Annotated in this window: 13 protein-coding genes; 6 read left to right on the top strand and 7 right to left on the bottom strand. The window is 74.2% G+C overall.

Annotated features, from left to right (window positions below):
- Positions 1–52: 52 nt before the first annotated feature.
- Both O2W15_RS00885 and O2W15_RS00880 read left to right on the top strand, forming a co-directional pair.
- Positions 53–1,072: an ice-binding family protein gene (locus O2W15_RS00885; protein WP_269178008.1), complete on the top strand. Its 1,020-nt coding sequence runs from the start codon at positions 53–55 to the stop codon at positions 1,070–1,072.
- Positions 1,069–1,710, top strand: coding sequence for a class F sortase (locus O2W15_RS00880; protein WP_269161826.1), 642 nt, complete (start codon positions 1,069–1,071; stop codon positions 1,708–1,710). The genes O2W15_RS00885 and O2W15_RS00880 overlap by 4 nt, the downstream gene beginning before the upstream one ends.
- A gap of 10 nt (positions 1,711–1,720) precedes the next feature.
- On the opposite strand, the gene O2W15_RS00875 is transcribed toward O2W15_RS00880, so the two are convergent.
- Entirely contained in the window at positions 1,721–4,108 is a 2,388-nt protein-coding gene (locus O2W15_RS00875) for a SpoIIE family protein phosphatase (protein WP_269178007.1), read from the bottom strand.
- 172 nt (positions 4,109–4,280) lie between these two features.
- Positions 4,281–5,486, bottom strand: coding sequence for a PucR family transcriptional regulator (locus tag O2W15_RS00870; protein WP_269161828.1), 1,206 nt, complete (start codon positions 5,484–5,486; stop codon positions 4,281–4,283).
- A 146-nt stretch (positions 5,487–5,632) separates the two neighbouring features.
- On the opposite strand from O2W15_RS00870, the gene O2W15_RS00865 reads away from it, so the two are divergent.
- Together O2W15_RS00865 and pruA are read left to right on the top strand one after the other, a co-directional pair.
- A complete protein-coding gene (locus O2W15_RS00865) occupies positions 5,633–6,565 on the top strand; it encodes a proline dehydrogenase family protein (protein WP_269161829.1) in 933 nt (310 codons plus the stop codon).
- 54 nt (positions 6,566–6,619) lie between these two features.
- The gene (pruA, locus tag O2W15_RS00860) at positions 6,620–8,245 is read left to right on the top strand and encodes an L-glutamate gamma-semialdehyde dehydrogenase (RefSeq protein WP_269161830.1); all 1,626 of its coding nucleotides are present in this window, start codon (positions 6,620–6,622) and stop codon (positions 8,243–8,245) included.
- Between the two features lie 76 nt (positions 8,246–8,321).
- Here pruA and O2W15_RS00855 read toward each other — a convergent pair whose 3' ends face one another.
- Entirely contained in the window at positions 8,322–8,870 is a 549-nt protein-coding gene (locus O2W15_RS00855) for a gluconokinase (RefSeq protein WP_269178006.1), read from the bottom strand.
- A gap of 56 nt (positions 8,871–8,926) precedes the next feature.
- On the opposite strand from O2W15_RS00855, the gene O2W15_RS00850 reads away from it, so the two are divergent.
- Positions 8,927–10,102 carry an MFS transporter gene (locus O2W15_RS00850; protein ID WP_269178005.1) on the top strand — a complete coding sequence of 392 codons (1,176 nt, stop codon included), beginning with the start codon at positions 8,927–8,929 and terminating at the stop codon, positions 10,100–10,102.
- A 25-nt stretch (positions 10,103–10,127) separates the two neighbouring features.
- Here the strand turns inward: O2W15_RS00850 and O2W15_RS00845 are convergent, their stop codons facing one another.
- Genes O2W15_RS00845 through O2W15_RS00835 form a run of 3 tightly spaced genes read right to left on the bottom strand, consistent with a single transcriptional unit; the run spans position 10,128 to position 12,071 of the window.
- A complete protein-coding gene (locus O2W15_RS00845) occupies positions 10,128–10,499 on the bottom strand; it encodes a hypothetical protein (protein ID WP_269178004.1) in 372 nt (123 codons plus the stop codon).
- A gap of 14 nt (positions 10,500–10,513) precedes the next feature.
- Positions 10,514–11,308, bottom strand: coding sequence for an enoyl-CoA hydratase/isomerase family protein (locus tag O2W15_RS00840; protein WP_269161834.1), 795 nt, complete (start codon positions 11,306–11,308; stop codon positions 10,514–10,516).
- Positions 11,309–11,345: 37 nt separating this feature from the next.
- Complete coding sequence (locus O2W15_RS00835) at positions 11,346–12,071, bottom strand: GAF and ANTAR domain-containing protein (protein ID WP_269178003.1); 726 nt, start codon at positions 12,069–12,071, stop codon at positions 11,346–11,348.
- A 433-nt stretch (positions 12,072–12,504) separates the two neighbouring features.
- Between O2W15_RS00835 and O2W15_RS00830 the strand changes: the two genes are divergently transcribed.
- Positions 12,505–13,158 (top strand): GAF and ANTAR domain-containing protein, encoded by a 654-nt coding sequence (locus tag O2W15_RS00830; protein WP_269178514.1) that lies wholly within the window; start codon positions 12,505–12,507, stop codon positions 13,156–13,158.
- 435 nt (positions 13,159–13,593) lie between these two features.
- Here the strand turns inward: O2W15_RS00830 and O2W15_RS23935 are convergent.
- On the bottom strand, positions 13,594–13,731 hold a 138-nt coding region (locus tag O2W15_RS23935), incomplete at its 5' end, for an LGFP repeat-containing protein (protein ID WP_442928867.1).

The raw sequence follows: 13,731 nt of genomic DNA, 5'->3' as shown, positions 1-13,731 counted from the left end.
GTCCCCAGCGCACCGCGAGTCCGACCCCCGCGTCGGAGACAGGAGCGCCGACGTGGCGTCGGTCCCCAGCACACTCCCCAGCCCCACCCGCCGGACACGTCGTGACCCGTTCCGGTCGGTCGGCGTGCGGCGCACCACCCTCTGCGGCGTCGCGATGGTGGCCGCCTCGTCCCTCGTCCTCGTCACCGCGGGCAGTGCCCAGGCAGCGCCAGCGGCGACCGCCGTGCCCCTCGGCACGGCAGAGCCGTTCGCCGTGTTGTCCGGATCGTCGTTCTCGAACACCGGGCCCACCGTGATCGCCGGGGACATCGGCGCGTCCGACCCCTCGATGGTCGGCACCACCTCGATCGCGCTCACCGGCACCAACCACGGCAACGACAGCGTCACCGCCAGCGCGAACGCCGCCCTGACCAACGCCCTGGTGTCGGCCGCCGGCCAGGGACCCGGTGACACCATCTCGGCCGACCTGGCCGGACAGACGCTCACCCCCGGCATCTACACGTCGCCCTCGGCGATCAGCATCGCCGGCCCCACGCCGCTCGTCCTGGACGGCCAGGGCGACCCCAACGCGGTCTTCCTGTTCCAGGCGGGGTCCACGCTCATCACCCAACCGGGCACATCGGTCAGCCTCGTCAACGGGGCGACGGCGTGCAACGTCTTCTGGCAGGTCGGCAGCTCGACCACGCTGGGCGTGAACTCGGTCTTCCGGGGCGTCGTGCTGACCCTGACGGACACCACGATGAACACCGGCGCGACGCTGGAGGGCTCGGTGCTCTCCAGCGGTGCGGTGACCCTGGACAGCAACACGATCATCCGGCCGGCCTGTGCGACACCCCCCACGACGCCGCCCACGACGACGCCGCCCCCGACGACGACGCCGCCCACCGCGACGCCGACCGACACGCCCGCACCCACCGCGACGCCGACCGGTACCCCCACACCCACCGCGACGCCGACCGGCACGACGGAACGACCCACCTCCTACGGCCAGGTCGGCCGGGTGCCGGTCGGCTCCGTGGACACCGGTGACGGCAGCAGCACCCCCCAGGGGTCGACGTCGACCACGCCGTGACCTCCGGCCGCGCGGCCGGAGCACGCCGGCGACCGGTTCAGCTGCGCCTGGTCGGCCTGGCCGCGCTGGTCGCCCTCGGGGCGACCGGTTGCGCCGGTGGGACGCCGACCGCGCCCTCGGCCGGAGCGGCGGCCACCTCGACGTCGGCCGGTTCGGCTGCCACCCCCGAGCTGCCCGCCGTGCTGACGGCGTCCGTCCCGGTACGGGTGCAGATCCCGGCCATCGGGGTGGACTCGGAGCTGATGGACCTCGGCCTGCAGGCCGACGGCACGATGGAGGTGCCGGCCGGCGGTTTCCCGGCCGGCTGGTACACCGGGGCGCCGACGCCTGGGGAGCGGGGGCCGGCGGTGCTGGCGGGCCACGTCGACTGGGGTGGCGCGCCCGGGGTCTTCGCCGAGCTGCGCGACGTGGTGCCCGGCGACGAGATCACCGTGTCCCGCGCCGACGGGAGCACGGCCGTGTTCGCCGTGCGGGAGGTCGGGCAGTACGACAAGGACGACTTCCCGACCGCCGCCGTGTACGGCGACCTCGACCACGCCGGACTGCGGGTGATCACCTGCGGAGGGGTGTTCGACGAGCTGGCCGACAGCTACCTGGACAACACCGTCGTCTTCGCGGACCTGGTACCGCCCGCCTGACCGGTGCCGGTCAGGCGGGGCGGTCCTGCGGGTTGAGCCGCACGGCGACGAGCGCGACGTCGTCGTCCGCGCGGTCGGGGAGCATCCGGGCCAGCAGCTGGTCGGCCAGCTCGCCGACCGGTGCCTGCCACACCCGGCCGAACTCCTCGCGCAACCTCTCGACCCCGGTGTCGAACAGCTGGTCCCGGCGCTCGACCAGACCGTCGGTGTAGAGCAGCACGGTCGACCCGCGGGGGATGGTCCGGACGTGGTCCTGGCGCTGGGCCGTGGGTTCCACGCCGAGCAGCAGGTCTGCGCGGGCGCCGTCGTACACCTCGATCTCCCCGTCGGGGCCGGCGACCACCGGCGGCAGGTGCCCGGCGTTGGCCCAGCGCAGCCGGGTGACCCCGCGCTGGACCTCGTCGTCGGTCTGCTCCAGCCGGGCGACCAGCACCGACGCCATCGTCTTCAGCTCCAGACCGGCCATGGCCCGGTCCAGTCGCCGGAGCACACCGGCGGGGCTGTCGTCGCTGTCGTAGGTGATGCCGCGCAGCAGCCCGCGCAGCTGGCCCATGCAGGCGGCGGCCTCGGTGTCGTGCCCGACGACGTCGCCGATCACCAGCACCGTGGCGCCGTCGGGCTGCTGGAACACGTCGTACCAGTCGCCGCCCACCTGCGCCTCCCGCGCCGCGGGTACGTACCGCACCGCGAAGTCCAGGTGGTCGGGGTTCGGTGGCTCGGACAGCAGGCTGCGCTGCAGGGTCAGCGCGGTGCGGGCCACCCGCCGGGAGCGGGCGTACAGCGCCTCCAGCAGGTTGTTGCGCAGCTCGCCGGCCTCGGCCAGCTCCGCCGGCGTCCAGGGCTCGGCGCGGTTGCGCACCGTCTCCCGCCAGCGGTCGAAGGACTTGCGCGGCGAGAGCCGCACGGAGTCGCCCTCCCGCTCGGCGATCGCCTTGTTGTGCGGGTCGCCGCCCCAGTCGACCGAGTGCACCTGTTCCGCGCGGGTCCAGATGACGTACTGCCCCTCGGGCAGCGGCAGGGCCAGCACGCCACAGGCCAACTCGGCCGGGGCGTCCAGCTGGGGCGCGACCAGGGGCAGCCGATCGGTGCTGACGACGTCGCTGGACTGCCGTCCGGCCCAGCGGGCCAGCACACCGGCCGTCTCCGGGGACAGTGGGACGCCGGCGCTGCCGGAGTGCCCCTGCAGGTTGACCACCACCGAGGAGGCCGGGACGACGTCGAGCAGACCCGGGCGGCCGAGCATGGTCTCCGCCAGCGGCCGGTCCTCGTCCAGCGCCGCAGCGGTCAGCCACGCCATCGTCGAGCGCACCCGCAGGGCCCGCCGGTGCTCCTCGTCCTCGGTCCGGTCGACCAGCCGCAGCGACAGCGCGGAACCCAGGAACTCCGCCGCAGCCCTGGTGGCATAGGGCGGGGCGTGCGGGCCGGTGTAGTGGTGACAGGCGATGAGCCCCCAGAGCTTCTCCCCGCGCATCAGCGAGATGGACATCGAGGCGCGCACGCCCATGTTCTGCAGGTACTCGCAGTGGATCGGCGAGACGCTGCGCAGCGTGGCGTAGGTGAGGTCGAGCGGCTGACCCGTCGCGGGCAGGTCGACCGGTTCCAGCGGCGACGGCGTGTAGTCGACGTCGGAGATCAGCCGGATCCAGCTCTTCTCGTACAGCGCCCGGGCCTGGGCCGGGACGTCCGAGGCGGGGTAGTGCAGCCCGAGGAAGGAGTTGAGCTCGGGGAGCTTCGCCTCGGCGACGACCTCGCCGTTGTACTCGGCGTCGTAGCGGTAGACCATCACCCGGTCGAAGCCGGTGAGCGCCCGTACCGCCTCGGCGGTGATGTCGAAGAGGCCCTGCAGCGAGCCGGCCCGGTTGAGGTCGGCGATCGTCCCGCGCACCGCCTGGTAGGTGTTCGGGAAGGAGAACGGCCGCGGACCGAAGGCAGGCTCGAGCTCGATGACCAGCGTGCTGGCCGAGGGGGTCACCGCCTGGTCGCTGAGCGGCGGGGCGGCTGCCGCGTCGGGGACGACGCTGCCGTCGGGGGCGTGGGTCGCCCGGTGCAGGATCGCGTCGACCGGGCAGGGGGTGCCGTCGCAGTCCAGGATCAGCTCGACCGGGTTGCGCTCGCGCAGGTCGCCGAACGCGCTGGCCGACCGGGCGATCGCCTCGGCCGGCGCCAGTCCGACGACGTCGGCGAGGGGACGCCCCAGGGCGTCGTCCCAGGCGATGCCGACGACGTCGGCGAGGTTGCGGGACACCTGACGGACCACCATGTCCGGCTCGCTGACCGCCAGCAGCACACCGCGGGGCTGGATGCTGCCGGGCACGTGGATCGGCTCGCGCTCGCAGTTGCTCAGGTCGACGGGCTCACCCGGCGCCAGCCAGGGACCGGCCTGTAGTTGGTCCGTCATGCGGAGGCCCCGTTCGTCGCCGGAGTGGAGGGCCGCCGCGTCTCGACGGGCTGGTGCTCTGCCGGCGCCCCGGTTCGCGGGCGGCGCGGCACGTCGGCGTCGTCGGCCACGCGGTCCCCGTCGGTCGTGGCGTCGTTCCCGGACCGGGCAGACGCTCGTCGAGCAGAAGTCATCAGCCTGTTGAGCTTAGGTCACCGTTGCGGCGGGCGAGTTCCGGAACCGGGTTCGTGGATGTGAGCCGCGCCGCACGCACGCCCAGGTGCAGCAGCAGCCGGTCGGCGCCGTCGGCGAGGTCGAGCCCGGTCAGCTCGGAGATCCGGCCGAGCCGGTAGTAGAGCGTCTGGCGGTGGATGCACAGCTGCGCCGCCGCGCGCTGCGGGCTGCCGGCGCAGTCCAGCCACACCTCGGCGGTGCCGGTGAGCACCGGGTCGGCCAGCAGGCGGGCCAGTGCGGGGTCCGGTCCGGGCAGCGCGGCCACCTGCCGCCACGGGCCGAGCTCGGACCAGGACGCCGCCGGGGCGAGCCGGGGGTCGACGGCGGCGACCCGCGCCGCGGTGCGCGCCTCGTGCCACTGGGCGGGCAGCTCCAGGCAGCCGCGCCGTGGCGCGGCGACGCCGGCCGTGCTACCCGCAGGCAACTGCCCCAGGGCAGCCGCACTCAGCGCCCCGGCCGGACGGGCGTCGGCGTCCCCGGGCAGGGGGAGCAGGACCGCCACCGCCGCGGCAGGCCCGCCGCCGGAGGGAAGGACCGCGCTGACCGCCCCGGCCCCGGGCGGCGTCCAGTCGGTGGGCAGCCCCGGCGGAGCCGGGTGCAGCGCCACCAGCGTCACCGTCGTCCGGTCGCCCCCCAGGGCGTCGGTCAGCTCCCGCAGCGACCGCCCGGGGGCGTTGCCGGTGAGTGCAGCGCGCAACGCCGCCGACAGGTCGGCGGTGCCGGGCCGGCCCTCCGCGAGCAGCCGACCGGCCTCGGCGGCCAGCGCCACCGCCTCGGCCAGGCCCGGGGCGGCCGGGTCCTCGACGTCGGTGCGGCCCTCGTCGAGCAGCCAGAGGTACCCCTGCAACCGCCCGCCCGCGCGCACCGGCAGGCACAGCCGGGTCAAGATGCCGGCCGCCGGGTCGGCCGGGACCCGCAGCGGGTCCAGGGCGTCGGCGATGCCGAACTCCTCGAACCGGTGACGCACCTCCGCCGTCGAGCCCCGACCGAGGATCGACCGCGCCCGGACGGCGTCCATCATGGCGCCGGCGCTGCCGGCCGCCGTGCTCGCCGGCTCGTCGTGCGCGCAGAACGCGAGCATCGTGAAGTCGCGGTCCTCCAGCGTCGCCGGGGCGGCGAGCAGACGGGACACCTCGTCCACCAGGTCCTGCAGGTCGTCGCGCACCGGGACCTCCTCTCGCCGTCTCAGACGATCGTACGAGGGTTCCCCGGCGAGTCCGGACATCTGTCGCTGGTGCGCGGTGGGTCGGCGTCCCTAGCGTTCGGGGCACCGCACCACCACGCAGCAGACCGCCCCGTCGGAGGCCCCCCGTGCTCACCCAGAAGGCACTCCTCGCCGCCGCCCGCCGTCCCGGGCTCCGCCGCGTGGTCACCGGCACGCCCGTGACCCGCCGGGTGGTCGAGCGCTTCGTCGCCGGGGAGTCCCTCCCCGAGGCGATCGAGGTCGTGCAGGCCCTGTCCGCCGACGGCCTGGCGGTCACCCTCGACCACCTGGGCGAGGACGTGACCGACCGCAGCGAGGCCCGGCGCACCCGCGATGCCTACCTGGCCGCGCTCGAGGCCCTGGCGCCGCTGGGCCTGGGCCGGGCCGCCGAGGTGTCGGTGAAGCTGTCCGCCTTCGGCCAGGCGCTGCCAGTGGGTGGGGACGACCTGGCGCTGGAGCTGGTGCGCCCGGTCGTCGAGGCCGCCACGGCGCTGGGCACCACGGTGACCCTGGACATGGAGGACTCCCGCACGGTCGACGCCACCCTCGCCGTCCTGGCCGAGCTGCGGCGCGAGCACCCGGCCACCGGTGCGGTGCTCCAGGCGATGCTGCACCGCACCGAGGACGATGCCCGAGCCCTCGCCGTCCCCGGGTCGCGGGTGCGGCTGGTCAAGGGCGCCTACCACGAGCCGGCCTCGGTCGCGTACCAGGAGAAGGCGGACGTCGACGCCGCTTACGGCCGCTGCCTGGAGACGCTGGTCCGCGGGCCCGGCTACCCGATGGCCGGCACCCACGACCCGCGGTTCGTCCAGCAGACGTTGGACCTGGTCGCCGAGACCGGCCGCTCGTCCGACAGCTACGAGTTCCAGATGCTGTACGGCATCCGCCCCGACGAGCAGACCCGCCTCGCCGCCGAGGGGCACACCGTCCGGGCCTACGTGCCCTACGGCGGCGACTGGTACGGCTACTTCATGCGCCGCCTCGCCGAGCGCCCGGCCAACCTGCAGTTCTTCCTCCGCTCCCTCGCCACCAAGTCCTGAACCGCCCCACCAAAATGGCCATTTTGGTGCCACCCGTCTCCTGAGGAGCACCCCATGGACGCCGTCACCCAGGTCCCCGCGCCGCGCAACGAGCCGGTCGGCGACTACGCCCCCGGCTCGCCGGAGCGGGCCGCCCTCCAGCAGCGGCTCACCGAGCTCGCCGCCTCGCCGGTCGAGCTGACCGCCACCATCGGCGGGCAGCAGAAGACGGCCGGCGGCGCGGCCTTCGACGTCGTCGCCCCGCACCGGCACGCCCAGGTGCTCGGCACGTCGGCCGCCGCCACCGCCGCCGACGCCCAGGAGGCGGTGCGCTGCGCCAAGGACGCCGCCCCCGGCTGGTCGGAGCTGTCCTTCGACGACCGGGCCGCGGTGTTCCTCAAGGCCGCCGACCTGCTCGCCGGGCCGTGGCGGCAGACCCTCAACGCCGCCACGATGCTCGGGCAGAGCAAGACGGCGTTCCAGGCCGAGATCGACGCCGCCTGCGAGCTGATCGACTTCTGGCGCTACAACGTGCACTTCGCCCGCCAGGTGCTGGCCGAGCAGCCGGTCTCCGGCCCGGGCGTCTGGAACCGCGTCGACCACCGCCCGCTGGAGGGCTTCGTCTACGCGGTCACCCCGTTCAACTTCACCGCCATCGCCGGCAACCTGCCCACCGCGCCGGCCCTGATGGGCAACACGGTCATCTGGAAGCCGGCCCCCACCCAGCAGTTCGCCGCGCACTTCCTGATGCGGCTGCTCGAGGCCGCCGGCCTGCCGCCGGGTGTGATCAACATGCTGCCGGGCGACGGGGTCGCGGTCTCCGACGTGGTGCTCGCCGACCGCGACCTGGCCGGCATCCACTTCACCGGCTCGACCCCGGTGTTCCAGCACCTGTGGCGCACGGTGGGGGAGAACATCGCCGGTTACCGCGGCTACCCGCGGATCGTGGGGGAGACCGGCGGCAAGGACTTCATCGTCGCCCACCCCTCCGCCGACCCGGACGTGCTGCGCACCGCGATGATCCGCGGCTCCTTCGAGTACCAGGGCCAGAAGTGCTCGGCGGCGTCGCGGGCCTACGTGCCGCGCAGCCTCTGGGGCCGGATCCGTGACGACCTGATCGGCACCGTCGAGGAGATCCCGATGGGCGACGTCACCGACTTCTCCAACTTCATGGGCGCGGTCATCGACCGGAAGTCGTTCACCAAGCTGTCGAAGGTGCTGGAGTCGGCGAAGGACGACGACGCGCTCACCGTCGTCGCCGGCGGGACGGCGGATGACAGCGAGGGCTTCTTCGTGCGGCCGACCGTCATCGAGGGCACCGACCCCGAGCACGACGTCTTCACCACCGAGTACTTCGGCCCGGTGCTGGCCGTGCACGTCTACGACGACGCCGACTACGACACGGTGCTGAGGCAGATGGAGTCGGTGGCGCCCTACGCGCTGACCGGTGCGGTCATCGCCCAGGACCGGACGGCGATCGCGCACGCCCAGCGGTTCCTGCGGCACGCGGCCGGCAACTTCTACGTCAACGACAAGCCCACCGGCGCCGTCGTCGGCCAGCAGCCCTTCGGCGGTGGCCGCGGCTCTGGCACCAACGACAAGGCCGGCGCGGCGCAGAACCTGCTGCGCTGGACCAGCACCCGGTCGCTCAAGGAGACGTTCGTCCCGGCGACCGACCACCGCTACCCGCACATGGGGTAGCAGCCGCAGCGTCGATCATCGGCGAGTGGCTGCCCGTGCCGGCGGGTCGGGCAGCCGCTCGCCGATGATCGACGGCTCAGCGGGGGAGGGGGATCTGCCGCTCGTCGCAGAGCTCGGAGAGCATCTGGCCGACCGTCTCCTCCACCGAGCCCTCACCGGGGACGACGGCGCCCGGCTCGTCGTCGCCCAGCGGCTGCAGGGTGTCCAGCTGGCTGCGCAGCAGGCTCGGCGGCATGTAGTGCCCCTTGCGCGCGGCGAGCCGCTCGGTGAGCACCTCCTCGGAGGTGTCGGCGTGCGCGAACCACACCGAGGGGTGGCCGTCGCAGAGCAGGTCGCGGTAGCTGCGCTTGAGCGCGGAGCAGGTTAGGATGAACGACGTCCCGGCGGCCTCGTGCTCGCCGATCAGCTCGGCCATGCGGCGCAGCCACGGCCAGCGGTCCTCGTCGTCCAGCGCGGTGCCGCTGCGCATCTTCTCGACGTTCTCCGGCGGGTGCAGGTCGTCGCCCTCGATGAACTCCCACTGCAGGCGGCGGGCGAGCTCGTTCGCGACGGTCGACTTGCCGGAGCCGGAGACCCCCATGACGACGATCGAGGTGGTCGCCGGGATGCTGTCCGTGGTTTCCATGCCCCGACCGTATTGAGTCGAGGGAGGAGTTGGGAACCGGGACGGGGGCACGGGACGTGACGACGACGGAGCGACGGCCCTCGCTGTGGCGACTGCCGGCCGTCCGGTCGCTGTTCGCGCTCAACGCCCTCGGGTTCCTCAGCTACTCGCTGCTGCTGTCGGCGCTGCCCGCGCACGCCGCCGCGCTGGGCGCCGGGCTCACCGCCGCCGGCTCGGTGACCACGGTGTTCCTGGTGGCCACCGTGCTCGCCCAGATGGCGGTGCCGGCGCTGGTCGCCCGGCTGGGCATCGCCCCGGTGCTGGCCGGTGGGCTGATCGCGCTGGGGGCGCCGTCCCCGCTCTACCTGCTGGCCGACGACGTGCGCTGGTTCGCCGCCGTCTCGGTGGTCCGGGGGTTGGGGTTCGCGGTGCTCACCGTGCTCGGCTCGACGATCGCCGCCCAGGTGGTGCCGCCGGAGCGGCGCGGTGAGTCGATCGGAATCTACGGGCTGGCGATCTCGGTGCCGACGCTCGCGGCGGTGCCCGGCGGGACGGCGCTCACCCTGGCCGGCCACTTCCCGTGGGTCGCCGCGATGGCGGCCGCGCCGGTGCTCGCGCTGGCGTTCGTGCCGGGGCTGGTGCGGGCGCTCGGCCCGCCGGAGGTGCCCGCCCCGGGTGGGTCGCGTGCGGCCGTGTGGGCCGCGGCCGCGCCGTCGCTGGTGCTGCTGGTGGTGACCCTGGCCGGTGGCGGGCTGGTCACCTTCCTGCCGATCGAGCTGCCCGACGGCGCGCTGGCGGTGGTGGCGCTGCTGGTGTTCGGGGTCAGCACCGCCCTGTTCCGGTGGGGCGCGGGCGTGCTGGTCGACCGGCTGGGGGCGCGGGTGCTGCTGCCGGCCACGCTGGCCAGCGGGGTCGTCGGGATGCTGCTGGTCGCGCTCGGGCTCCAGGTCGAGGGCGCCGGCGGGGCCACGGCCGTGCTGACCGGGGCCTTCGCGCTGGGCGTCGCCTACGGAGCGGTGCAGAACCTCACGCTGGTGATCGCGCTGGCCCGGGCCGGGGCTGGGCAGACGACGACGGTCAGCGCGGTGTGGAACGCCTGCTACGACACCGGCACCGCGATCGGTGCGCTGGCGGTGGGGGCGGTCGCCGCGCAGGTCGGGCTGCCGCTGAGCTACGTGTTCGTGGCGGTGCTGCTCGCGTTGGCGCTGCCGCTGGCGGTCACGCTGCCCCGCGCGCTGCGCGCCACCAGCTGAGCGCGCTGCGCGCCACGAGCTGAGCTCAGCGGGCGGACGCCTGGTCGCCCAGCCGCTGCCGGGCCGCCTCGGCCAGCCGCTCCACGGTCTGCACCTCGGCGGCGGCCTCCCGCAGCCAGGTGCGCAGCCCGTCGACGTCGTACCGGTTGCGGTCGCGCAGCTGGCCGAGCAGCACCTGCCGGGCGCTGGACTGGGCGCGCATCGCCGTCGGCAGGGTGCGGCCGGTGCGGCGGGCCCGGGTGGTGAGGCCGGCGCCGAGGAAGACCAGCTCCCGGACGTCGGACAGCCCGGCGAGGAGCGCCTCGGCGTCCTCGGGCCGGCCGTCGGCCAGCAGCTGCAGGTACTCGTCGGCGCGGCGGGCGCCAGCGTCGGCGGGCTTCTCAGACGGTGCGGTCACCCCTCCACTGTCCCTCACCGGCCGGACCACTGCGGCGGCCGCTTCTCCAGGTACGCGGCGATCCCCTCGCGCCGGTCCTCGCTCAGGTAGGGGTTCGGTCCGACGTCCAGCCGCAGCGCCGCGGCCAGCGGCAGCTCGAGCCCCTTGACCGCGGTCTCCTTCATCCGGCGCACCGAGATCGGGGCGTTGCCGGCGATCCGCTCGGCGAGGGCCAGGGCCGTGGGGAGGACGTCGTCGACCGGGACGACGCGGTTCACCAGCCCCCAGCGGGCGGCGTCCTCGCTGGTGACGTACTCGCCGGTGAAGAGCATCTCCAGCGCGATGCCGGTCGGGATGCGCTTGGGCAGCACGACGGACCCGTAGTTGGCGCCCATGCCGATCGTCGCCTCCGGCAGGCCGAGCTTGATCCCGGGTGCGGCGATCCTGATGTCACAGGCCAGCGCCAGCTCGAAGCCGCCGGCGACGGCGTGCCCGCCGAGGGCGGCGATCACCGGCACGTACGTCTCGCCGAGCACCTCGAACAGGTTGCGCCCGGGGCGGTTCATCGGTGGCCGGAAGGGCTCCCCGCGCTGGTCGCGCTCCCGGATCTCCTTGAGGTCGAACCCGGCGCAGAAGGCCGGCCCGTTCCCGGTGAGCACGATGGCCCGGACGTCGGCGTCCTCGGCGCAGGCGAGCAGCTCGTCGACCAGGTCGGCCTGCAACGCCGAGGACAGCGCGTTGCGCCGCTCGGGCCGGTCGAGGGTCAGTACGCGGACGTGCCCTCGGGTCTCGACGGTCAGTCCCGACTCGCGGCGCTGCGGTTCGCTCATGGCCGCGATCCTGCCCGCACCGCTCAGGCCCGGCAGGTCAGGCGGAGGGGAGCTCGCCGGTCTGCACGAACTGCTCGGCGATGTCGCGGACCTTCCGGTTGGTCTCCATCGACAGCTCGGCCAGGGCGGAGAACGCCCGGTCGGCCGGCCACTTGTAGCGCTCCATCAGGATGCCCTTGGCCTGGTCGATCACCGCCCGGGAGTCCAGCGCCGCGCGCAGGTGCTCGGCTCGGCCGACGGCGGTCTCGTAGAGGTACATGTTCGACACCGGGACCACGGCGTAGGCCGCGAACCGGGCCGCGGTCCGACGGGTCTGCTCGTCCAGTGGCCGGGTGGTGCGCGCGTAGACGTTCAGCCCGCCGGTGATCAGCTCCTGCGGCGGCAGCGGGAAGGACAGCACCCCGCGGCACCCGCGCTCGGCAGCGGCCTGCGGGAACGGGCCCCACCGCTGCTCCGCGGCGGTGTCCAGCAGCTCGACCACCGCACCCGTCGTCGCCGCCTCCATGCAGGGCCCGGAGCCCTGCGCGTACTGCACGAGGTCCAGGTCGAGGGCGAGGGGGTCGCTCGCGGCAACGGTCGACGAGCGGCCGTCGGCGACGATGGTGACCGAGATCGCGGGGTCTCCGGAGAGCACCCGGGCGGCCAGGTCGGTGACCCGCTGCAGCACCGACTCCAGGGAGTGCTCGGCGAACGACATCCGGCCCAGCTCGTCGAAGGCGAGCTGGACCAGGTCGGCGTCGGGATCAGGGGTGGGGCGAGTCAACGTCGTACTCCGGCGGCAGGTGGCACCGGGCAGCTGCATGCGCCGGCGGGGAGACGGGCCCTGGGAGATCACCGAGGACCCGCTGAGAACGGGGTCGACGACCCCGCTGCCGCACGCCGGCTGTGTGACGCTGTGGCACCCGGAGCATAGCCGGGGCCGGTGAACGAGTCGGGCCGCGTGCGAACGGTGTCGATCATGCTCCGGCAGGTAACGTTGTCATCGGTGCCGTCATCGGTGCCGTCATGCGGCACTGACGTGCGTCAGACAGCGGCGTGCACGCGAGCGGGGCCTCAGTGCGGGGCCCTCGCCGAGGTCGCCATCCCCGGTGCTCCACCGACCGGAGGTCGACCTGTCCATCTCTGACGGACCCCTGTCCCGTGACGCCACCGACGCGCTCGCACGCCTGGGCAACCTGGCGCTGAGGGACCACTCGATGGAGTCGGTGCTGCAGACCGTCGCCGACCTGGTCAAGCAGGTGCTGCCGGGCGAGATCGAGGCATCGATCTCGCTGCTGGTCAACGACAAGGCGACGACCACGGTCTACACCGGCCAGCTCGCCCTGGACCTGGACGAGAGCCAGTACGGCCGCGGCTACGGCCCCTGCCTGCACGCTGCCTCGACCGGCGAGCTGGTCGAGATCGCCGACGCGCGCGTCGAGGACCGCTGGCCCGACTACGGCCAGGCCGCCTGGCAGCGGGGCAGTGGCAGCTCGCTGTCGGTGCCGCTGCCCGTCCAGGAACAGGTGGCGGGCGCACTCAACATCTACGCCCGCAAGCCGTACGCCTTCGACGAGGAGGCCCGGTCGGCCGCGGTGCGGTTCGCCCCCTATGCCGGGGTCGCAGTGGGGAACATGTACGCGTACCAGAGCGCCCGGGAGATGGCGGAGAACCTGCAGATCGCCCTGGAGTCCCGGGCGGTGATCGACCAGGCCAAGGGCATCCTGATGGAGCGGCACAAGCTCACCGCCGACCAGGCGTTCCAGGCGCTGGCCGCGGTCTCCATGCGGCGCAACCGCAAGGTCCGGGAGATAGCCGAGACGCTCGTCCGCACGGGGGAGTTCCGGGTCGACGGCCCGGCGGCCGGCTGAACGTCCGCTGCCCCCGATCCGGTTGGGCCACGACGCGCACGGGCAGAACCCGAGCAGGGGCCGTCTGCGTGCCGGCACACAGAGGACCCCAGGCTCGGTGGTCGAGACGCCGGCCACCGGGCCGCTCCCATCCGCGGACGGCGTCCGGGCCGAACACCCTCCGGTCGCGTCGTCCCCCTGCCCCCGGGTCGGCGCGGCCGCCCGGCAGAGACCACGCCGGCGCATCCCGTGGGCCGCTGGCCGGCGCCCGGGTGCCCCGTCGGCCGACTGTCGGTGCCCCCGTGAGCCGACGGGCCGGGAACGACGACGCGGCGCCGTCCCGGGAGACGGAGGAGGGCCGTCGCGCGCGGCGCCATCGGGGACGCGCATCGGCTCCCGGGACGCGGGTGCGGCTCCGCCCGCCTGCCGTGGCCGCCCGCGGCGACAGCCGCGGGTTCAGCCGGCCCGGTGGACGACGGTGCCGCCCGACGGTGTCCAGGTGATGTAGCCGTTCTGAAAATCGCTGCGGCGGCCGCCGTCGACGCTGTACTCGTTGGTGGTGGGGAAGCCGAGCGTGGAGTTCTCCCAGCCGAG

The organism is Modestobacter sp. VKM Ac-2979, from assembly GCF_026967995.1.
Taxonomy (GTDB): domain Bacteria; phylum Actinomycetota; class Actinomycetes; order Mycobacteriales; family Geodermatophilaceae; genus Modestobacter.
Note: the sequence above shows the minus strand (reverse complement) of the source record. Positions and strands in the feature narration are given on the sequence as shown.

What these genes read in the sequence shown, in the direction of transcription:
- O2W15_RS00840 (WP_269161834.1), bottom strand. Translation starts at nt 11,308, where the DNA reads ATGAGCGAACCGCAGCGCCGCGAGTCGGGACTGACCGTCGAGACCCGA.
- O2W15_RS00855 (WP_269178006.1), bottom strand. Translation starts at nt 8,870, where the DNA reads ATGGAAACCACGGACAGCATCCCGGCGACCACCTCGATCGTCGTCATG.
- O2W15_RS00830 (WP_269178514.1), top strand. Translation starts at nt 12,505, where the DNA reads ATGGAGTCGGTGCTGCAGACCGTCGCCGACCTGGTCAAGCAGGTGCTG.
- O2W15_RS00875 (WP_269178007.1), bottom strand. Translation starts at nt 4,108, where the DNA reads ATGACGGACCAACTACAGGCCGGTCCCTGGCTGGCGCCGGGTGAGCCC.
- pruA (WP_269161830.1), top strand. Translation starts at nt 6,620, where the DNA reads ATGGACGCCGTCACCCAGGTCCCCGCGCCGCGCAACGAGCCGGTCGGC.